26 protein-coding genes and 1 tRNA gene are annotated in these 20,275 nt (G+C 43.1%); 19 read left to right on the top strand and 8 right to left on the bottom strand.

The annotated features are described in order from the left end of the window. Positions 1 to 9: 9 nt before the first annotated feature. Complete coding sequence (locus ACWGXJ_RS16210; protein WP_442436309.1) at positions 10 to 1,587, top strand: family 43 glycosylhydrolase; 1,578 nt, start codon at positions 10 to 12, stop codon at positions 1,585 to 1,587. Between the two features lie 64 nt (positions 1,588 to 1,651). Here the strand turns inward: ACWGXJ_RS16210 and ACWGXJ_RS16205 are convergent, their stop codons facing one another. Continuing rightward, positions 1,652 to 2,539: a LysR family transcriptional regulator gene (locus ACWGXJ_RS16205; RefSeq protein WP_452567159.1), complete on the bottom strand. Its 888-nt coding sequence runs from the start codon at positions 2,537 to 2,539 to the stop codon at positions 1,652 to 1,654. A 118-nt stretch (positions 2,540 to 2,657) separates the two neighbouring features. On the opposite strand from ACWGXJ_RS16205, the gene ACWGXJ_RS16200 reads away from it, so the two are divergent. Continuing rightward, complete coding sequence (locus tag ACWGXJ_RS16200) at positions 2,658 to 3,683, top strand: YeiH family protein (protein ID WP_452567158.1); 1,026 nt, start codon at positions 2,658 to 2,660, stop codon at positions 3,681 to 3,683. Positions 3,684 to 3,923: 240 nt separating this feature from the next. Further along, complete coding sequence (locus ACWGXJ_RS16195) at positions 3,924 to 5,468, top strand: GH25 family lysozyme (RefSeq protein WP_452567157.1); 1,545 nt, start codon at positions 3,924 to 3,926, stop codon at positions 5,466 to 5,468. Between the two features lie 72 nt (positions 5,469 to 5,540). Here ACWGXJ_RS16195 and ACWGXJ_RS16190 read toward each other — a convergent pair whose 3' ends face one another. Further along, on the bottom strand, positions 5,541 to 5,807 hold the full coding sequence (locus ACWGXJ_RS16190) for a DUF2642 domain-containing protein (RefSeq protein ID WP_025719729.1): 267 nt from the start codon (positions 5,805 to 5,807) through the stop codon (positions 5,541 to 5,543). Between the two features lie 168 nt (positions 5,808 to 5,975). Between ACWGXJ_RS16190 and ACWGXJ_RS16185 the strand changes: the two genes are divergently transcribed. Further along, positions 5,976 to 6,104, top strand: a complete 129-nt coding sequence (locus ACWGXJ_RS16185) for a hypothetical protein (protein WP_013371969.1) — start codon at positions 5,976 to 5,978, stop codon at positions 6,102 to 6,104. Between the two features lie 187 nt (positions 6,105 to 6,291). On the opposite strand, the gene ACWGXJ_RS16180 is transcribed toward ACWGXJ_RS16185, so the two are convergent. Both ACWGXJ_RS16180 and ACWGXJ_RS16175 read right to left on the bottom strand, forming a co-directional pair. Then, positions 6,292 to 6,522 (bottom strand): LSm family protein, encoded by a 231-nt coding sequence (locus tag ACWGXJ_RS16180; protein ID WP_025719727.1) that lies wholly within the window; start codon positions 6,520 to 6,522, stop codon positions 6,292 to 6,294. 112 nt (positions 6,523 to 6,634) lie between these two features. Continuing rightward, complete coding sequence (locus tag ACWGXJ_RS16175; RefSeq protein WP_452567156.1) at positions 6,635 to 7,300, bottom strand: cupin domain-containing protein; 666 nt, start codon at positions 7,298 to 7,300, stop codon at positions 6,635 to 6,637. A 456-nt stretch (positions 7,301 to 7,756) separates the two neighbouring features. Between ACWGXJ_RS16175 and ACWGXJ_RS16170 the strand changes: the two genes are divergently transcribed. From ACWGXJ_RS16170 to ACWGXJ_RS16145, 6 genes are all read left to right on the top strand, one after another. After that, positions 7,757 to 8,416 (top strand): cell wall hydrolase, encoded by a 660-nt coding sequence (locus tag ACWGXJ_RS16170; protein WP_069289960.1) that lies wholly within the window; start codon positions 7,757 to 7,759, stop codon positions 8,414 to 8,416. Between the two features lie 183 nt (positions 8,417 to 8,599). After that, a complete protein-coding gene (locus ACWGXJ_RS16165; protein ID WP_342426547.1) occupies positions 8,600 to 8,950 on the top strand; it encodes a hypothetical protein in 351 nt (116 codons plus the stop codon). A gap of 31 nt (positions 8,951 to 8,981) precedes the next feature. Further along, positions 8,982 to 9,968, top strand: coding sequence for a ketoacyl-ACP synthase III (locus tag ACWGXJ_RS16160; protein WP_452567155.1), 987 nt, complete (start codon positions 8,982 to 8,984; stop codon positions 9,966 to 9,968). Positions 9,969 to 10,169: 201 nt separating this feature from the next. Beyond that, positions 10,170 to 10,718 (top strand): GNAT family N-acetyltransferase, encoded by a 549-nt coding sequence (locus tag ACWGXJ_RS16155; protein ID WP_452567915.1) that lies wholly within the window; start codon positions 10,170 to 10,172, stop codon positions 10,716 to 10,718. 133 nt (positions 10,719 to 10,851) lie between these two features. Further along, positions 10,852 to 11,955 carry a glycerol dehydrogenase gene (locus tag ACWGXJ_RS16150; protein ID WP_061828476.1) on the top strand — a complete coding sequence of 368 codons (1,104 nt, stop codon included), beginning with the start codon at positions 10,852 to 10,854 and terminating at the stop codon, positions 11,953 to 11,955. Positions 11,956 to 12,142: 187 nt separating this feature from the next. Then, positions 12,143 to 12,358, top strand: coding sequence for a hypothetical protein (locus tag ACWGXJ_RS16145; protein ID WP_013311038.1), 216 nt, complete (start codon positions 12,143 to 12,145; stop codon positions 12,356 to 12,358). A 71-nt stretch (positions 12,359 to 12,429) separates the two neighbouring features. Here the strand turns inward: ACWGXJ_RS16145 and ACWGXJ_RS16140 are convergent, their stop codons facing one another. Together ACWGXJ_RS16140 and ACWGXJ_RS16135 are read right to left on the bottom strand one after the other, a co-directional pair. Next, on the bottom strand, positions 12,430 to 13,461 hold the full coding sequence (locus ACWGXJ_RS16140) for a glycosyl hydrolase (protein WP_348620070.1): 1,032 nt from the start codon (positions 13,459 to 13,461) through the stop codon (positions 12,430 to 12,432). 31 nt (positions 13,462 to 13,492) lie between these two features. Next, the gene (locus tag ACWGXJ_RS16135) at positions 13,493 to 13,771 is read right to left on the bottom strand and encodes a hypothetical protein (RefSeq protein WP_069289956.1); all 279 of its coding nucleotides are present in this window, start codon (positions 13,769 to 13,771) and stop codon (positions 13,493 to 13,495) included. 353 nt (positions 13,772 to 14,124) lie between these two features. On the opposite strand from ACWGXJ_RS16135, the gene ACWGXJ_RS16130 reads away from it, so the two are divergent. The 3 genes from ACWGXJ_RS16130 to ACWGXJ_RS16120 all read left to right on the top strand — a co-directional run bounded on the left by ACWGXJ_RS16130 (position 14,125) and on the right by ACWGXJ_RS16120 (position 14,934). After that, positions 14,125 to 14,307 carry a hypothetical protein gene (locus tag ACWGXJ_RS16130; RefSeq protein WP_235309438.1) on the top strand — a complete coding sequence of 61 codons (183 nt, stop codon included), beginning with the start codon at positions 14,125 to 14,127 and terminating at the stop codon, positions 14,305 to 14,307. Between the two features lie 49 nt (positions 14,308 to 14,356). Continuing rightward, positions 14,357 to 14,686 (top strand): YnfA family protein, encoded by a 330-nt coding sequence (locus tag ACWGXJ_RS16125; RefSeq protein ID WP_452567154.1) that lies wholly within the window; start codon positions 14,357 to 14,359, stop codon positions 14,684 to 14,686. A gap of 95 nt (positions 14,687 to 14,781) precedes the next feature. Next, positions 14,782 to 14,934, top strand: a complete 153-nt coding sequence (locus tag ACWGXJ_RS16120; protein WP_165149143.1) for a hypothetical protein — start codon at positions 14,782 to 14,784, stop codon at positions 14,932 to 14,934. Between the two features lie 77 nt (positions 14,935 to 15,011). Here the strand turns inward: ACWGXJ_RS16120 and ACWGXJ_RS16115 are convergent, their stop codons facing one another. Both ACWGXJ_RS16115 and ACWGXJ_RS16110 read right to left on the bottom strand, forming a co-directional pair. Then, positions 15,012 to 15,200 carry a hypothetical protein gene (locus ACWGXJ_RS16115; protein WP_023989396.1) on the bottom strand — a complete coding sequence of 63 codons (189 nt, stop codon included), beginning with the start codon at positions 15,198 to 15,200 and terminating at the stop codon, positions 15,012 to 15,014. Positions 15,201 to 15,330: 130 nt separating this feature from the next. Continuing rightward, positions 15,331 to 15,489 (bottom strand): hypothetical protein, encoded by a 159-nt coding sequence (locus ACWGXJ_RS16110; protein ID WP_013311032.1) that lies wholly within the window; start codon positions 15,487 to 15,489, stop codon positions 15,331 to 15,333. 249 nt (positions 15,490 to 15,738) lie between these two features. On the opposite strand from ACWGXJ_RS16110, the gene ACWGXJ_RS16105 reads away from it, so the two are divergent. The 6 genes from ACWGXJ_RS16105 (at position 15,739) to ACWGXJ_RS16080 (ending at position 20,270) form a co-directional block, all read left to right on the top strand. Then, positions 15,739 to 15,824, top strand: a tRNA-Leu gene (locus ACWGXJ_RS16105). A 336-nt stretch (positions 15,825 to 16,160) separates the two neighbouring features. After that, a complete protein-coding gene (locus tag ACWGXJ_RS16100) occupies positions 16,161 to 16,838 on the top strand; it encodes an MBL fold metallo-hydrolase (RefSeq protein ID WP_254325301.1) in 678 nt (225 codons plus the stop codon). A 493-nt stretch (positions 16,839 to 17,331) separates the two neighbouring features. Beyond that, entirely contained in the window at positions 17,332 to 17,853 is a 522-nt protein-coding gene (gene loaP / locus ACWGXJ_RS16095; protein WP_452567153.1) for an antiterminator LoaP, read from the top strand. A gap of 144 nt (positions 17,854 to 17,997) precedes the next feature. Further along, on the top strand, positions 17,998 to 18,747 hold the full coding sequence (locus ACWGXJ_RS16090; protein ID WP_440722576.1) for a 4'-phosphopantetheinyl transferase superfamily protein: 750 nt from the start codon (positions 17,998 to 18,000) through the stop codon (positions 18,745 to 18,747). Positions 18,748 to 18,795: 48 nt separating this feature from the next. Further along, complete coding sequence (locus ACWGXJ_RS16085) at positions 18,796 to 19,035, top strand: acyl carrier protein (protein WP_061828473.1); 240 nt, start codon at positions 18,796 to 18,798, stop codon at positions 19,033 to 19,035. Beyond that, a complete protein-coding gene (locus tag ACWGXJ_RS16080; protein WP_452567152.1) occupies positions 19,032 to 20,270 on the top strand; it encodes a beta-ketoacyl synthase N-terminal-like domain-containing protein in 1,239 nt (412 codons plus the stop codon). Before ACWGXJ_RS16085 ends, ACWGXJ_RS16080 begins: the two co-directional genes overlap by 4 nt. The last annotated feature ends 5 nt before the right edge of the window (positions 20,271 to 20,275 follow it).

The following is a 20,275-nucleotide window of genomic DNA, read 5'->3' as shown; positions in this document are numbered from 1 at the left end:
TGAGGTCTCATGATGATCCAAAATCCCATATTAAAAGGCTTTAATCCCGATCCGTGTATTACACGAGTCGAGGATACTTACTATATTGTGGTGTCATCGTTTGAGTGGCTGCCTGGAGTACGGGTGTACCAGTCCAAAGATTTGGCCAACTGGGAGCATTGCACAGATATTTTGACCGATCAGGTTGATTTAAGAGGAAACCCGAAAAATTGCAGCATTTGGGCACCGCAGCTTAGCTATGCAGATGACCTTTTTTATCTGCTCTATACGGATGTGAAAAGCACCAAGCGTCCGTTCAAGGACGTCCATAATTTTGTAATGACGGCGCCTACGATCCAAGGACCTTGGTCGGAACCCGTCTATCTTAACAGTAGTGGATTTGATCCGTCTTTATTTCACGATGAGGACGGACGCAAATGGCTGTTGAACGCATTGTGGGATTACCGTATGTTGGAAAGCAATAAATCTTCCGGCATAGTCATGCAGGAGTATGACAGCAAGCAACAACAACTCATTGGCGAGCCTGTCAAAATCTTTGATTGTACTCCTTTGAAGAAAACAGAAGCGCCTCACATCTACAAGCAAAACGGTTATTACTATCTTGTTACAGCGGAAGGCGGAACGGGTACGGGGCATGCCGTTACCGTAGCACGGTCGAAGCAGATATCCGGGCCATATGAAGTAGACCCGCACAACCCCATGCTTACGTCACGTGATCGACTGGATTTCCCGTTACAATGCGCAGGACATGGCAGTCTTGTACAAACACCGGACGGCGAATGGTACATGGCTCATTTATGCACACGTCCAGTAGAGGGGAAATATGCCATTTTAGGACGGGAAACAGCCTTGCAGCAAGTGTACTGGAATGATGAAGGCTGGCTGCGATTAACCGCCGGGGGCCATACACCTCAATTGGAGGTGCCCGCACCTCAAGGGAAGTTCTCGGTTAAGCAAGAGCAGCAGGGTTATATTTTCGAGGATTTTTTCGAGGGACCCACATTAGATAAAACGTGGAACACATTGCGTATCCTGGCGGATGATAGCTGGTGTTCATTAAGCCAGCGCCCCGGTTATCTTCGGATTCTAGCTGGAGAATCCATTCAAAGTCTGTTCCAGCATCATGTGCTTGCCATTCGGCAAACGGATCATCATTTCCGGGTGGAAACAGCATTGGAGTATCAGCCAACAAGCTATTTGCAAATGGCGGGGCTTCTACTGTACCTTAATGAAGAAGATTATTTGTACGCCTATATTAGCTATGAGGAGGGACAAGGGAAGGTGCTGCGCATGATGCGATGTGAAGCCAACACATTTACCTTAGTTCCCCAAGCGATTACGCTTCAGGACGATCTTCCTATACATTTAGCTGTGGAAGTCCATGCATCCCACGGGCAATTTTATTATGGAGTCGGAGACAAACCTGCTTGGAAGCGGCTTTTTGAAATGCAGGATATCAGCTTTTTATCCGGTGGTTTTACAGGGAATTTTGTAGGTATTGCTGCTCATGATATGCAACAATTCCAAGGAAGCTACGCTGATTTTTCTCATTTCTTATATCATGGTAAGGATCATCTTTCCTCATAAAAAACATGATAATGAATATGTTGAAAGCACCTTAATGGGTGCTTTTTTTCGTTGTTTCTGCACTTTACCTTTTCACATTATAACTTCGCAAAATCTCCAAAAAGGCGGTGCTTGCTTTCGTTTCAAATGTCGAAGAAGGAGTTAGGAAGGAGAATTTTCGAATGACCGGAAGATTATGAATATCCAGTACTTTTAATGTGCCCAGAGCAAGTTCCTTCTGAATGACCCATTGGGACAGCAAAGAAATCCCCAAGCCTGCTTCTACAGACTCTTTGATGATCTGTGTACTGCCAAAATTCATCATATGAGAAGGGGAGAATCGGAACCGTGCAAACATATTTTCAGCCGCTTCCCGGGTTCCAGAACCTTCTTCCCTCAGAATCCAGATGTCCTCTTGCAGCTCACTTAAATCCACTTGAGATTTACCAGCCAAACGATGATTTTGCGGAACGACGATATACATTCGATCATCAGCAAATGATTCAATGTGTAAATGGTCATGCTGAAATTCTCCTTCGATAATGCCTACATCCAGTTGATTATGGATCATGAGTTTTTCAATTTCCTGAGTGTTGCCGATGGTAATCGAGGGCTGAATGAGTGGATACTGGATTCTCATTTGCGCAATCACATGCGGCAACACATATTCGCCATATGTGTAGCTTGCGCCAATCGACAGGTTTCCTTTTGCCGTATGTATCAGCTCGTCCACCAAATATTGCATCCGTGTATGGAGACGGATAATCTCCTGAGCATGATGATACACAATTTCACCTGCTTTGGTTAAGCGCACATATTTATTACTACGCTCCAGGAGGCGGGTCCCTACGCTACGTTCCAGCGTTTGAATATATTGACTTACCGCAGGTTGGGTCATGTGTAACTCCTCGGCAGCTCGTGTGAAGTTTTGTTTCTCCGCGACCATAACAAATACGATTAAAGATTGGTCCAAAGCCCATTCCTCCAAATTCATCATATCTATTTACTTATTATCATTATTATAATGATTTATTTTTCTTATGACAAAAAACATATTAAGCTGGATGCATGTAGAATTGGAGGGGTTCACCATGAACAGTCATACACAACACACCAAATTATTTTCGAACAGAGGGCGATTATTCCAGCGTATATTTGGCATTATCCTCACGATGTTATTTGCTTTGACAGGCTACGGCCTGAATGAATTGCCAGGTTTTCATTATGTAGGTCCATTGGCCTGTGCTATGTTTCTCGCTATTCTGTACCGACAGTTGTGGGGATACCCTGAAGCTGTGCGCTCGGGGGTTGAGTTTTCAGCAAAGAAAATACTACGTGGAGCGATTGTGTTATTTGGGCTGAAGCTGAACATGGATGTTGTCATTCATCATGGGTTGGGTTTACTTTTGCGTGATGTGGGCACCGTTGTATTTTCCATCTTTTTTACGGTTTGGCTGGCAAAACGTTTCAAGGCAGATGCTTCGCTTTCGCTTCTTCTTGGTATTGGAACAGGAGTTTGCGGTGCAGCAGCGATTGCAGCGGTTTCTCCCTTGTTAAAATCCAAAGATGAGGATACAGCCATAGGAGTAGGACTCATTGCCTTGGTTGGAACGGTATTTGCCATTTTGTTTACTGTGCTTCGGCCCTGGCTTCCTTTGACGGATATGCAATATGGAATCTGGTCGGGCATCAGTTTACATGAAATTGCACATGTGGCCTTAGCTGCAGCGCCTGCCGGACAGGATGCTCTTGCAATGGGCTTATTAGCTAAACTGGGGCGTGTTTTCTTACTCATACCGCTCAGCTTTGTTTTAATAGTTTGGATGAAACGAACTGGAAAAATTCGTACAGACGCTAAAGTGGAGTTTCCCTGGTTCCTCATCGGCTTTATGGCCACAAGTATTGTGGGCAGCTATGTTTTTGGGAAATATATTGTAGTTCCATCTAGTCTGACGAACGGAATTTCTAAAGTTACCACCTTTATGCTAACAATGGCTATGGTAGGCATGGGGCTGAATGTGAGCTTTAAGGCTTTGCGGGAGAAAGCAATGCTTCCCTTACTGGTACTATCTGTTACCTCGATCATTCTTATAGGGTTAACATTTTTAACAGTGTGAACATGAAGTATTCGTTTGGTGATAAGATTGCTAGTAAACTAGATTAATAAAACTGAAAAAAGCTCTGCTTGCTGTATAGCTGGCAGAGCTTTTTAGTACTTTTGTATGATAAGACTGAAATATGTACTGAATCAATCGTAACTTTTACCATATGATTCGCGTCTATCAAAATAGAGGTCCTGAGAATCATAGAGTGCAAGAATTTCATAAGCGAAAATATAGAGATTGGTAGGGTACATAATGAAGAAAATTTGTTTTTTTGTTTTTTTGTTTCTGTTTCTACTAGCATTTCCAAGAGAAAGTCATGCTGCATCTTCGAGTTCACATCTTCAGTTGGATGGTAAAGATATAAGTGTTGGCAAAGGTGTTCAGATTCAAGAAGTAAAGGGGAATGTACTGGTTCCACTCCGTCTCATTGTAGAGGAATTGGGTTATAGCGTGAATTGGGAGTCCAAGACAGGGACCATAACTATACATAAGCAAAATCTTAACCTCAGTCTTCAGGTCAACAATCCCATAGCCTCTGTCAATGATCATCAAATGGGATTGGCTGTAGCTCCTTTGCTTAAAGAGGGGACGACTTATGTTCCGCTTCGCTTTGTATCGGAACAGACAGGAATGAATGTGACCTGGAACAACGAGCTTAAAACCGTGTTCCTGACGACTCCTCCTACTTCAAGCGGCAATAGCGAGTCCAATCATGATCATCCTGCTACTCCAGCTGTAAGTAATCCTAAAGAGAGTGCGCGCACGGCTATAAACCAAATTAGCTTCGATAATCACCAATTAACTATAACTGTTAATGGAAAAGTAACCCCAAAAGTAACCACGTTGACTCATGCAGACCGTATTGTTGTAGACATACCGGATACAAAGTTTGCTGAGGAATTTCCAGCATCGCAATCATTTAACAATGGTGGACAAGGAAGTTTTCCAGTCACAGAAGATCCAGATGTTTCTCAAGTAAGATACTCCATGGCTAGTACAAACCCAGCCTCGGTACGCATCGTGGTCGATCTTAATCAGAGTACATCCTTTCATGTACTCAATGCGGATGATGGTAAGGTGGTTATAGCGTTGGATCAGGAAACAGAGGAGCCATCAACTACCGAGAACGTTATACCTACCATACCTGTAGTACCTGAGATTTCTTCTGATGGACACGCGCAAGGGATTGACGTCTCACACTATAATGGCAATATTGATTGGCAGCAAGTGGCGGCGGCAGGCAAGACATTTGCTTTTATTAAAGCTACAGAGGGCACAAAATATCAAGATAATCAATTTTTAGTAAATGTGCAGGGTGCCAGAGATGCTAACATCCTGGTTGGCGCTTACCACTTTTTGAACGCTACTACTGCGGATGGAGCTCGTCAGGAAGCAGCTAATTTTGCCAGGGCTATAGATTCAGCAGGAGGCAGGCTGGATCTACCCCCTGTGATGGACTATGAAAATAACCCCAAAGGTCTTACTCCTGCACAGATTAGTGAAGTGGCGCATGCTTTTTTGGATGAAATGGAGAGGCTTACCGGGCGTCAGCCGATCGTATATACGGGCAATGTCTTTGCTTCCAAGTTTGATCCTACATTTTCTATGTATAAGCTGTGGGTAGCCCGATACAGCACTACGCAAAAGCCGACCGCAGTCCCAGCTTGGAATAGCTGGTGGGCTTGGCAGTACAGTAGCACAGGCAGTGTTCCGGGTATTCAAGGCCAAGTCGATTTGGATGAATACAACGGAACGATAGATGAACTCCGGGCTTCACTGGCAGGAGAGCTTAATTAGCATAATCAACGTTATAATCTATCCTCGCGAATCCGGAATAGGATCTGCGAGGATTTTTAATGTCTAATTTGTTTAGTTGGGCATGATCCATACGATTTCGCTGATTCGAACAAAGAATTTTTTTCCGTATACATCTAAAATGACATGATCAGGCTTACAATCCACTACACATCCATCAATTCTGCCACGTGTTGTCTCAAGTACAACGTACTTGCCGATCACCGATTTTAATGTTTCTACGACGTACGGATCTACAGGGTGCACCACGACGTGGTGAGAGGTAGGATGATGGGGGAAAGGTTGATTAACGTTGTAATTGAGCATTTGATTTGAATTCAATTGCTTCACTCCTTCAAGATTAGTTGTGTTATCCTATGCTCCTGCCTAGGAAAGGTGTAGACTAATGCCCATCAGCAAAAACATTCATAACATTGCCGAAAAGCCCGGTCCGTAGGAAAGCTCAATACATAAGCTATGTTGTACCTTGAATTGAAGGAGGCAATGACCATGAGTGAATGTGAAAGAGGTTGTGGTGGCGGTTCAGTAGGGGGCTACCCAGGAGTATGGACATCGACAGGAGCTATTCTGGTACTGTTCATTCTGCTCGTTATCATTACGAAGTCTTTATGGGTTTAAAATGAACTGAGTAGCTTAACCCCCCATTGGTATATAATCGATGGGGGGTTAAGTGTTTTAGAGGATGGAACGTATGTAAAACACCTCAAATAACAGCGTACAAGCCCTACACAAACTGTGCCGGGCTGGGCAGCTGTCATTTGAGTTACATTGGCATCTATAGACAGGAACGGACAATGGATCAGGATTAAATTAACGCAATCGCCAGCAGGGTGAATAGGCTCAAAGTTAAGATTTGATTCCCATACCCGTAGCCAGGATAAAAGGCAGACGTTTGTACACGTCCGTTCCGTTCTGTTTTTAAGTACACATTATTACGATCCACATCCATAATGGTTCCTTCGTACTGTTTTCCGTCAATGGTGAGAATACGCACCTTTTTATTCATGCAGTTCAAACAGTTGTAGTAAGCGTCCATTCCATCACCCCCTCTTATACATTGGCATTTTATGAGAGGGACGGTCTTATGGTAACGGCGAACATACAGGGAAAAGGTATTCTCTCCAACTTAAGACCTGACTAAAGTTAGCCTATTCTTGATAGGGATTAAAAGAGAAGCCGGGATATCCGTTAGTATAGGCGTAATCTCTTTGGGGGACGGCTTGATGGTGTGATGAAGCATCAGCAAGCCTTACATGTATCCCTGGTTTTCGGGGGGGCTGCTGCTTGCAGTCATTGGGAGGACCGATGATGACAGGTTTTTTAATAGGGGCGAGCGCTTCCTGAACCTTATTCTCATCCAGGCAGTAAGTATGAGCCAGAATGTTATTTGGCGTTAGGCGCAAAATGTCAGATCCCAGTATAAATTCAGGGGTCGGGGCATCAAACATCGTCAACAAATGAGTGTTATCCATCGTGGCGACCAGATAATGCCACCATCCTTGAGGGACGTTAGCCACTTGGCCAGGTGTGATCGGAAAATGTCGTAATTCGCGGTTAAAGGGGTTAATCAGTGACACGGTTACTGCTCCAGAGATGCAGTAGACCAGTTCTGTGGCATTTTGGTGATAGTGAGGCTCCACAACATTAGCAGTGCTGAGGCGAATATCCAGCAGCGATACATTTGCCAATGTATTCAGCTGCTGGATCGACAGCTCGTTGATCGAATTTTGAGCATCCTTCTGAAACAAAACATTGTCGCTTAAATCATAGGTGAATTGTACAGTAGGAGAGGTGTAATCCATATATGAATTCACGCGTCGTTTCCAGCCTTTCTGTTAATCAAGATTTGATGATCGTACGCTACTCTATGCATACGCCCATATATGTGTGCGCGCAAATGTGATTTGAATTAGTAGAAATCAGGCTCCGATCCCGGGCAAGTTGAAGCGAAAAATAGCGAAAAAAGTCACGTATTCAAGTGTGGTCAGAACATGATCCATTGCTTTTAATACACGTCATCCCTTTAGGGATGGCGTTTTATTTGCTTGGGTAGTCTTAGGACCAGAGCCGGATGATACGTAAATGCGGCTTGTGGTATACTGCAACGGACGTGTGAAAGCATGATTGTCCCATTCCGTATGTAGCCACGCGTCACTTCTGCAGCTAGGCATAAGTTATGTCATAAGAACATCATCGGATAAACGTCCCTGAGTTGTACAGGCCGGAATGGTTGCACCGGACAGAACATGAAAGAGGAGGTTGTCTGGAATATGAAAAAATTATCTATTTTAATCCTGTCCTGCGCATGTATGTTAGGTACTGTATTGTCAGTCGCACCAGGACAAGCACAAGCACAAACACAAACGTCAGCTTTGAAGAAAGGGATTCAAAGCGAACGGGTGCTGGAGCTTCAACAGCAGCTTCATTCGCTCGGTTATTTCAAGGCTGGGTTTACTGGGTACTATGGTTCTCTGACCAGTAAAGCGGTGGCTCGTTTTCAACGAGATAACGGTCTGACACCTGATGGAGTAGCCGGAGCGGCAACACAAGCCAAGCTGAAATCCTTCGGAAAGGTACGCGTAACCGCGCTGGATCAACTGGCTCGTATCATTTATTCTGAGGCGCGCGGAGAATCGTTCGAAGGTCAAGTGGCTGTTGGCGCTGTCGTATTAAACCGTGTGCAGTCCGGCGAGTTTCCAAGCTCGATCCCGGACGTTATTTTGCAGCCTGGCCAATTCACCGCTGTACAGGATGGTCAATACCGCCTGAAACCAAACAAGACGGCATACCGTGCAGCCAGGCAGGCACTTAATGGTGCTGATCCGACTAATGGGTCCTTGTTTTATTACAACCCGGCCATTGCCACAGCCAAATGGAGTAAAAGTCGCCCGGCTGTCATCTCACTCGGTCGCCATACGTTTACGAATTAATTGCACATGAGAATACGCAAATTTCCAGCCGTCAGTTGCTTCTTCTAGGAGCAGTGACGGTTTTTTATATTCATAAATTTGTAATATTTTAGTGGTGATTTATCTGATTTAATATTAAAAATTCTACCTATTATTCCGATACTCTTAATAGACAAAAAAATGAAATCAAAGGAGTTTTTCTAAATGAGTCAACATCCTTATACTATAAAAGTAGATCAAGCCATGAAAACGGTACATATGGCGGTGAATGGAGTTTTTAGCCAGGAGGAGTATGATAGCTTTGTAAAAGATTATGTAGCCAAAACTTCATCCATTCAGGCGTCCAGCTTTACACTCAAGGTAGATTGTACCCAGATGGCACTTTTGGGTCCGGGAGAAGTGGAAAAATTGAAGGGCTCATTTGTACGTTATAAAGAAACTGGATTTGCCAAAGTAATCTTTGGCATCAGCCTTCAACAAACCATTATTAAAATGCAGCTTGGTCGAGTAGCACGCGAAGCAGGATTAAACAACGTAGATATTGTTGTACAATAATGCGCTGACGTATGTGTAAGGGGGAAGCCTGATGAGCCATATCAAAATAAAAGCACTGGGTGTGTACCATCCGCCCCATTCGTTGGATAACGAATACTATGTTCGCCATTTTGACGAGCGGGGCAAAGATATTCGACGCTTCATGGAGCATATGGGTAGAAAACAGCGTTATATCATTGATGATCCGAACGAAAACGGCCTAACCATGGGGATTGCAGCTGCGCAAAAAACTCTGGAACAGGCCGGTATGACAGGCCGTGATGTAGATATGATCGTGTTCTCCACTCAAGTTCCTGAGTCACTGTTTCCGATGAATGCTTTGTTTGTTCACCAGGCGATTGGGGCGAGACATGATGTGGCCGTGATGGATTCCAACGCGAATTGTGCAGGGATGACAGTCGCTGTCGATCAAGCCAGTCGGTCGATGCTATCTAATCCTGACGTGCGGACAGCGCTTATTATCGGTTCAGATTATAATTCACTCATTTCCGGTCCGGAGGATGAGATTACTTATGCGAACTATGGAGATGCTGCATGTGCGGCTATTTTGGAGCGTACAGAAGAAGACACCGGTTTTATAGATTCAATGTATTTTACGGACCCAGTCAATATAGATAAAATTTTGTACCCGGCTCAGGGGTTAGCGGCAACACTCCAAAGGAATGCTCCCGGAAAATATATTCAGTGGCTTCCGTTCGATGCCAATATGGCCTTGCCTCCTACATTTGATCTGCTTGAACGCATTTTAAAAAAGAATGGGCTGACGCCTCAGGATGTACGGGCTTATTGTCTGTCTCAGTTCTCGTTAGCAAATGTATTGAAGATTCAGGATCACTTGGAGCTAGAGGATGCCCAAATGATTTATGTGGGTGATCGATATGGTTACACAGGTACCAGTAGCCCGTTCATTGCGCTATATGAAGGTATTGAATCGGGTCGTATCCGGCGCGGTGATTATGTGCTGTTCTGGACGATTGGAGCTGGATATCAGCTGGTTGCTATGTTGTTTAAATATTAGTTATGCGAAGACCTTGCAGCTGTAAGGTCTTTTTTGTGTGTCACACAATGACAATTGTAATGATTTGGTTGTGCTATGTTTGATTATTTTGTAAAATTTAAACATTGAATTAAAAGGGAGAGCTTATATTGCGGACATCGGATAGCATGACAATTATGACGGAAAACATGGCACACAATTCATAATAGGAGCTGAAGAGTCATTAAGATCGAAAATTTATTTTATGGGGAACGAATAAAATTGGCCGCAGTCAGGGAAGAAGATGCCGAAGTGATGTTCAAATGGGGTGAGGATGCGAAGTATCTGCGAAATGTAGATACGGATTTGGCGCTCCCCTACACGTTGAAACAGATGGAGTCAGAAGGATCTCCCCGCTCTAACGAGGTCTATTTTCGATTAAGAACATTGGCAGATGATGCCTTGATCGGATTTGTTGCTATCCACGGGATTGAGTGGAATAATCGCAGCGGACAGCTGGCAATAGGTATAGGTAATACGGACTACCGCGGCAAGGGCTTTGGGGCAGAAGCGGTACGGCTCATTCTTCGTTATGCGTTTTATGAGCTCAATTTGAATCGGGTCGGCTTGGATGTGATTGAGTACAATACACAAGCGATCCGAACTTATGAGAAGGCGGGGTTCCAGCTTGAGGGTAGAGTTCGTTCCGCTGTTCTTCGTGATGGTAACAGTTATGATCGTATCATGATGGGTATCCTGTATTCTGAATGGAACTCGACTGTTCAAATATAATAGATACACAATTTGTTCATAAAATATTCCATAATAAGCCTTTTAATAATGTGAAAAGAGGTTTATAGTTAAGGGGTCACATGCCCAAATCATTATTAATTTGAGTATGAGTCAAAGCTGAGGAGGAATTTACATGGCAAACGTTGTAAGGTCCGTTACTTCACCCAAGAAATTTATTTCTGGACAAAATCTACTCTCGTCGTTAAATGACTATATTAAGGATTATGGCGATAAAGCCTTTGTCATTTGTGATGAGTTCATACTTGAAAGGGCCCAAAAGGAGGCAGGTGCTTCGATTGAAGCAGCTGGTAACCAGGTGGTCTTCGAGAAATTTCAATATGAATGTACAAAAGAAGAGATTGATCGTAACCGCGAATTGGTGCGTAAACATGGTTCGAACATTATCATAGGGATTGGCGGGGGAAAAACATTGGATACCGCCAAGGCAACGGCTTATTATGAAAAGCTGCCTGTTGTTATTTTCCCAACGATTGCTTCTACAGATGCTCCTTGTACCGCGCTTGCGGTTATATACAAAAAAGATGGCTCTTTTGATGAATATCTGTTCCTGCCTACTAATCCAGACGTTGTACTGGCGGATACAGGCATCCTGGCAGCAGCGCCTGCACGTTTCTTTGCAGCTGGAATCGGTGATGCACTGGCCACTTATTTTGAAGCTCGTGCCTGCTATCAGGCCAATGGGGATAACCTGGTTCTGAACAAGCCTTCCACTACAGGACTGGGACTTGCTCGTCTTTGTTATGATACATTGCTGGAAAATGCTGCGAAGGCCAAACGTGCTGTGGATCGTAAAGTATATACTCGTGCGGTTGAGGATACGATTGAAGCTACTATTTATCTGAGCGGTGTTGGTGCAGAATCAGGTGGATTGGCAGCAGCACATGCCATTCATAATGGCATGACGGCTGTTCCTTCGCTCCATAAAGCACAGCATGGTGAGAAAGTTACATTCGGCTTGTTAACCCAGCTAGTGCTGGAAAATGCACCGAAAGAGGAACTGGAAACCGTGATTAAACTGGTGAAGGATGTAGGCCTTCCGTTGACGCTTCGTGACTTGGGTGTAGAGGAATTTGTTGAGGCTGAATGGCGCCAAGTGGCTGAAGCTGCTTGTGCATCGAATGATACAATGGTCAACATGCCGTTCCCGGTTAGTCCTGCTGACGTGTACAATGCAATCATTGCAGCGAATGCAATAGCAGAATCCTATCAAGAATAGTTTCTTCCTAAATCACGAAAATGGGTTTACAAAAACGGGTCTGTCACATCACTGGCAGACCCGTTTCGTTTACGTGCACTAACATGTGAAACGAAAGAAGGGTACCAGGGACTTATATCCTATCTTGTTCTGACCGATATACATGTAACAGGGAAATTAGGTTGGTTACACAGCAGGAGGAGATTTGATGTTGGTGCATGGTAAAACACGTAGGGGTAACTTGTACATCCATATGTCCAGCGGTTTTCACAAAATTGGAGATTATCGGGAAGAATATTCTGTAGCACCGGGTGATCGGCTGATGTCTAGACTGTCCAAGCGGATCTACACCATTGTATCCGTACATCTTGGTGAAGAGGCGTATGCCGATATTGATCTAGAAGAGGTTATCAGAAATAGTTAGAGAGCTTTATTTGGATTTAGTATAAAAAAGCTTCCACTTTGCTCTTAGAGCGAAGTGAAAGCTTTTTTCTTTCAGCGGAGGGACTCATGAAGAAGGTCTCGTGTGATGATATTATTTTGGTTCATAAAATGTCTGATTGCTGCTTGTGAATTGGTTGCAGACAGCTCCTTTCCCCATGTCATGGCATAGGCCCAGGCTGGCTGGTTTTGCAGCACCTTCGCACTCGGCAGAATATCACTTTCTCCGATTCCCATAGGCTTGCCCTGCGCAAGCTTTAGCAATTCAGTGTAATAGGAGGATTTATAATCATTATTATAGATATCAGCTGCAAGAATATCTACCCGGTTAATACCTGGGAAGGACAGATTATAGGGAGTGCTATATGCGTTTGGGGCATTGGGACTCCATACCCACAATAGGTTATCCAGATGATGGACATGAGTGAACCGATCATACATTAGATTCCACAACTTAGCGTAATTTTGCTTGTTCCCCCACCAAAACCAGTTGCCGTTCATCTCATGATAGGGTCTCCATAAAACAGGTACATCCGCGTCTCGTAAAGTCTTAAGGGACAGAGCCACCTCATCCAGATCGGCGATCAGTTGTTTATATTGCGGGGTACCCGGCGTGATGTAACGATTAAATTCAGCTTGAGTTATTTTTGCTTGTACATTTTTCCACGTTTTGGGTGTGCCCGGTAGCGCCTGATGGAAGGTAATAGCTACGATTCCGCCGTCCTGACTCCATTGGATAGCACTATTCACAACATGCTGACGTTGCTCTTGTAGGGCCGTACGGGACTGATTAGCTAATCCTCCAAACTCATAGCCGTGAAGTCCTGCGTATTGTCCGCTGATTTGTTGTAGCTTGTTATTTTGTTCATCCGGTGCCTCTAAGTAATCATGCTGCCCGGAGATTAGCATATCATCCGGTACATTAGATAGGTAGGCAAGTAATTGCTTGGCTTTGGCAGAGGCCTGAACATTAATTGGCGGGGCGGCATCGGCAACAATGAATGATTGCTGAGAGCCGCTGAAGAGTAAAACAAGCATTAGCAGTAGCACCCTCTGTAACCAAAAGCGTGTTGAGTGAGATTTCATGGCGCTCCTCCTTTGATGCATGGTAATGGGATTAGTATTTTTCTTTTTGCTTTCTAAGCTGTATATAGGCGCTAATAATAATCACCAGCAGACTAATCGTGGCCCATCCATTGAATTCCTGTGAGTGTATCCAGTTGTCCCATACAAGGAAGCCTAAAATTACAACGAGCAAACCCATTGCAAGATACATTTTGGTTTGTGCTGGACGTTGGGTGCGTTTTGAAATCCAATGTATAATGCCGAAAACGATGGCTGCCTGAAATAAAAATATGCCCATTATCATTAAACTTGCTATAAAGATTGGGGACATCGGTATCCTCCTCCTGGGTTTACAAACAGAATATGCAGGTTGTAACCGGGATGTGGATTATTGGATGTAAATTTAATTGCAATTGGAATAAACAGTTGAGCGCTGGTTACGATCTTGAACAAGTTGACTAAATTATACCATAACTACCGTCCTGCAATGAAAGACGTCTAAATACCCACTCTACCTTAATTCGACATCATACTTTATATTCAGCGAAATATTGACATATGGATATGCACTTCACATATATGAAGATGCAATCAGAAATATGTGGTAAGTATATGCATAAAAGCACCGCGAAATCGACGGAAAAGTTTGGTAAGATTAAAGTGGATTGAAAAGGAGGTACTCTTATGAATGAAGAAAACAGACCATTCTCTAGATCAGCAGATGCTGAAGGAGCCAAAGCGAACTTTGATGCCAATCAGCGGAAGCTTCACTCCGAGGGAGTGCCTAGCTTATGGCGTCAGGTCAGCAACCTGCTGATTCTAGTTGGCGTGATTGCATTGATTATCATTTTAGCTCGAGTGCACTAATTGAGATATCCAAAAAAACGAAAAGAATTTGAAAAATTAGGGATGTTAAATGGTGTTAAAGACAGCTTTACTTTTTATATTGGCTGGCATCGCTGAAATTGGAGGAGGATATTTGATTTGGCAGTGGCTGCGTGAAGGGAAGACATGGTATGTCGGACTTTGCGGCGGAGTAATTTTGGCTGTGTATGGAATCATCGCTACCTTTCAGGTTTTTTCCTCCTTTGGACGTGTATATGCAGCATACGGAGGTGTCTTTATCGTTCTTTCCATCGCATGGGGCTGGTGGATTGATAAAAAGACACCCGACTTGTACGATTTCATTGGTGGATTGATTTGTTTGGTCGGTATAGCTGTAATCCTGTTTCCGCGATCAGGGTGATAGGACGAAAAACCCTTTTTTATTTTCGAAAACATGACTATAGGTCTAAAAAAATAAGCTTCATATTCCGAAATAGAACTTAAGGAGGGGGTTCTATGAACTGGAATCAAATGAAGCTTAGATTGAAATTTGGCAGTACTATGCCGAAGAATGAAGGTAATTTCTCTTTTGGTATCATGTGTGGACTCTTAATCAGCATCGTGCTGTGGATATCGATCATTGGCTGGATTATGCTGATCTTTAAGTGATTTTACGAAATCACTGTACATATCAAAATAAATAAAATTAAGGGCTGCTCACAAACCTGTGTCCTATTACCCATGCTTTATTTTGTGAAATCGTTACGTAACTTATCTATCCCGCGACCTATGGCTTCATCAATCATATCGGTAGCAGCAGGTGTATCTGCATCGGTGTCAGGAATGCGATTAAATCCTGGCTCGCGCTTGTCGAGGGATTGTTTATGTTCGATTTGATCGTCAGTACGATTTTTTTCAGAGTTATTATCTCTCATAGCACATCACAGCTCCTTTTATTAGGTACATTCAGCTTCTATACTTTACATAAACGCTTGTGCTCCAGACTAAACGTTGATAAAAATAAAACCGGGAGGAAGTAAATCCCGCCCGGCACTTCCCAAACAACTAGCGATGCTCAATCAGATCAATCGCTCCCAGAACAACATGAGCCAGTCCGAAACCGAGAATGCCTGTAGCTGCAAGTTTGTACTTACTGCTCAGCAACACAGCGCCTGAAGCCGATACTACCGTTCCAAGAACAGCTGGAATCATACCTTCACGCATTCGTAACACCCCTTCTGGTAGTTTGGAAAGACGTTTATTAGTGTGATTCAAATGTGCACAAGTTATACAAAACAGAGAATTTTATTATTTTTTTTAAAAAAACACTTTACAATTCGATAAAATTATCGTATTATATGTTGGTGCCCAATTGAACGACATTTACATAACGAGAACACTTCTTAATCAGATGCATGTTTCTCAGATACTTGTAAGACAAGTAAGTGTAAAGATTAGCGTTCCTAAATTTATGCCGGGGTGGCGGAATTGGCAGACGCACAGGACTTAAAATCCTGCGGTAGGTGACTACCGTACCGGTTCGATCCCGGTCCTCGGCATTCTTGAATTACCATGGACACATCAAAGTTAAATGAACGAAAATAATGAGAGATCTTGTAGCTGCAGTGGAGCATTCAGCAGGTACGCAGGATCAACAAAAAACGTCTCACCGTTAACATACGGAGAGGCGTTTTTTATTTTGGCAAGATTAAGCGATCTTGTAACAGAGAGTCGGAGCCTTTCTATTGCATCAATGGTTATAATCGTAGGTATCACGAAATGGGGGCTTTATAATTGAGTGTAAATTATCTCCAAAAATGAAGAGGTATAAATCCTTCAAACAGAATTTTGTTGTTTTTAATTAATCATTGGGAAGGTGGTTCAGTGAAGCTGATATGAATCTGACTTATCATATGGAACAGTTAAGAGTTTGTTTTATGAATTTCATTAACTATGTATATTTTGTAATGGATGAGAAAACAAGAGACATAGCTATTGTTGACCCATCATGGGATTTATTGAAAGTAGAATCCTATCTTCAACAATTGAATGGCGATCTCAAAGCGATACTATTAACTCACTCACATTGGGATCATATTAATTTGGTAAATCCACTCCTAGAAAAATATAACCCGCAAGTATTCATGTCAATAAACGAAATCGATTTTTATAATTTTAGATGTAGAAATTTACATTCAATTAAAGACAAGGATTCAATCAAGGTTGGTGAAACGGAAATCAAAAGTCTTTTGACCCCCGGACATACCGTGGGAAGTGTATGCTATCTGTTGTCAGATCGCTTATTTACTGGGGATACAATATTCATTGAAGGTTGTGGTTTTTGTGACCCAAATGGAGGAGATCCGGTAGAATTATATAATAGCGTTCAAAAAATAAAGCGAGAAATTGATGACTCTATTCAAATTTATCCTGCTCATTCATTTGGTAAAGCGCCTGGTTTTACACTCAATCACCTCATGGATGAAAATATTTATTTTCAATTTACGAGTAAGGAATCTTTTATTAAATTTAGAATGCGTCCGAACCAAAAGGGCCTGTTCGATTTCAAATGAGTCTGTAATGTGGCCCAGTACTAATGGTGAAAGAAAATATTGAATATATAAAATAGTACATAATGATTTATCGCTTGTATATGCCCCAGGTGCTCAAGTTCACTAGTATAAAACACACGGTTCAGTTCTTTTATGAGCCGCCAGAAACATAAAAGCTGTACTCGAAAGATAATAATGACTTCAAATTGAGCATTTTCAGAAAGGTCTGTGAATCCAATGATGAACTTGGCCGTTCCCAATCAACTGTGAATTGACAGGGTTTGAGTAGAGGATTATAATGGAAAAACATTATTCCAATTATATGATTATATGAAAAATAAAGGAACTTGTCTGTGGTTAATCGCTGGCGGGTCACGTTAACCATTAATGAGGGATATATCGTGAGAGATTGTAGCTTATCAAGTAGGATAAGTGAAAGGGCGAAGCTATGTATATGGGTAGTAGACATTATAGAAGATGATTTGGCAGTACGTTTTTATAGGAGATGAGTTTAGTGAGCTGGTACGTGTTTTTTGTGCGAACGGGTAGGGAAGAACAGGTCAAGCAGCTTATTAATGAGTGGATGGATTCTGAAGTCTACAAACCCTTTATACCTCTCCAAGAGAGACTTTTTAAAGTAGCAGGAATAGTAAAGAAAGAATGGGCTCCTTTGTTCCCAAGCTATGTATTTATTGAATCGAATTTACCTGACTTGCAGTTCGTAACCAGTACAAATTCAATGATTTGCACTTCTAGTGATATCATTCGTTTATTGAGATACTCGAAGTTTGAAGCTTCAATGAGAGATTCGGAGAAACAAATGTTAGAGAGTCTATGCAATGATAGCTATTGTATAGAATCATCAACTGGAATTATTGAAGGAGACAATATACGTATCCTAGATGGCCCACTCAAAGGAAGGGGGAGTATAGTCAAGAAAATAGATAGACATAAACGACAAGCGGTCATTCAGTTGGAATTTATGGGTGATATTAGGTTAGTAAGAGTAGCGTTGGAAATTATAAGTAAGATTTAAAATGGAGAACTTATGACGAGTTCATACTCCATGAGGAAGCTTTCAGAACCCATAAGGGATTTGAAGGCCTTTTTTGATTTGGACTGCTAAGGTAGTAGTTTACTAGGGGGGATATGCGTAGCCTCGTATGCAGAACAACTAATATTGAAGCGGGAAGATGCCGTGATGAAGGCGGCCGTCAGTTTTGTCCATGCAGATTATAACGCAGACGCTCCCCTTGATCGGGAAGTTTTCCATTCGGATGAGTGTAGTTACTTCGAGAGTTTGGTATTCCATCGGCGGAAATCCAACTTTGTGCTTGGCAGGCTAAGTGCGAAACAAGCGGTTTCGGTGCTGTTAAGCGAGCCAAACCTGCGCAACGTAAGTGTGGAGACAGGTGTCTTTGGCCAGCCCATGCTTCGAATCAATGGTGTCCACAGTTACCAGGTGAGCATTGCCCATTGCGACTATATCGGAGCGGCTGTTGTTTTTCCCGAAGCGCATCCCATGGGCATTGATATTGAGAGGATTGATTCTAAGCGAAACAAGACAATTGAAAGCCAACTGACGACGGAAGAAAAGGAAAGAATCTCTGTCGTGCGGGGAGTAGGGGAGTACTCAGCTTTATTGACGGTTTTTTGGACAGTGAAGGAGGCCTTGTCGAAAATATTGCGCACAGGTTTTACAACATCGCTGCATGTACTTGAAATGAATGAGACCAGATTGGTGGATGGATACTTCCAAAGTACATTTTCACATTTTCCACAATATGCTGCCCAGTCTTACCGGTTAGGTGACTATATCTGCACGATTGTAGCACCAAGGAAGACGGAATGGAGTATGAATACTTCTCGGATTTATGAGAAATTCAATACAATTTTTCATCGAAATCCGTTTGTAGGTCATGCTTATTGAATACCGGGTTGTTGAGTTTTAAAACATTTATCTTTTAGGAGGATACCCATGCATAAGGAAGAAGTATTCGATATTGTTAAACGTTGTATTCGTGAAGTGCTTCCTGAATTACAAGATCACACGTTCGAGTATGGCGATCGATTGGTGGATTTGGGTGCAGATTCAGTAGATCGGGCCGAAATTGTAAACAAGACGATGGAAACATTATCTCTTCATATTCCGCGTGTCGAATTGTCTGGCGTGAAAAATATAGGGGAATTGACAGATGCACTTTATGCGAAATTATGAAAAATTATGAAAAGTCTGAATTAGTCGTTACGGGGATTGGCGTGACTTCGGCGATTGGGCAGGGGAAGGCTGCTTTTGCCTCGGCGTTGTTCAAAGGGCAGCATGCATTTGGCGTCATGCAGCGCCCTGGCAGAAGAGGCGAAGCTTCATTTATAGGTGCGGAGCTGCCACCCTTGTCTTATCCGAAGGCATTATCCAAACGAATGTTACGTACAGCATCATTTTCGGGGCAGGTAGCCATGGTAACCCTTCAAGAAGCCTGGGATGATGCCCAATTGGATAACGTTGATCCTAGCCGTATTGGACTGGTGGTTGGAGGCTCCAATTTACAGCAACGGGAGCTATTTCAGACCTATGAGGCCTATCGGGAAAAAATGTGCTTTGTACCGCCGACCTATGGGGTTTCCTTTATGGATACTGATTTGTGCGGACTATGTACCGAACAGTTCGGCATTCAGGGGTTAGCTTATACCGTCGGTGGTGCATCCGCGAGTGGACAAGTCGCAATCATTCAAGCAATTGAGGCCATTCAAGCAGATCGTGTTGATGTTTGTATTGCAATGGGGGCATTGATGGATATTTCGTATATGGAATGCCAGGCATTGCGGTCTTTGGGAGCGATGGGGAGCGACCGATATGCCGATGAACCTGCAATGGCGTGTCGACCATTTGATCAGTCGCGGGACGGGTTCATCTATGGGGAATCTTGCGGGGTTGTAGTCATAGAACGAGCCGATTCTGCCGTGAGGCGTCGGGAGGAACCTTATGCCAAACTTGCAGGATGGGATATGGGGATGGATCGAAACCGGAATCCCAATCCCTCCTACGAAGGCGAAGCCCGAGTGATTAGAAGAGCTTTGGAGAAAGCAAAGCTGCTACCGGAAGAGATTGATTATATTAATCCCCATGGGACAGGCTCGGTCGTTGGAGACGAGATAGAAATAAAGGCATTACAGGATTGTAAATTGTCACATGCCTATATCAATGCAACCAAATCTATTATCGGTCATGGCTTGAGCGCGGCAGGAACGGTTGAAATTGTGGCTACTCTTTTACAAATGAAAGAGTCGAGACTTCACCCTACCCGTAATTTGGAGGAGCCTATCCATTTGGACTGCAATTGGGTGAAGAATGAGTCTGTACCAGCAATTATTCACAATACCATGAATCTGAGCATGGGGTTTGGTGGAATCAATACTGCTATTTGTATGCAAAAATGTGAGTCGCGTATTTGAGAGAG

This window comes from Paenibacillus sp. S33 (assembly GCF_053615415.1).
Note: the sequence above shows the minus strand (reverse complement) of the source record. Positions and strands in the feature narration are given on the sequence as shown.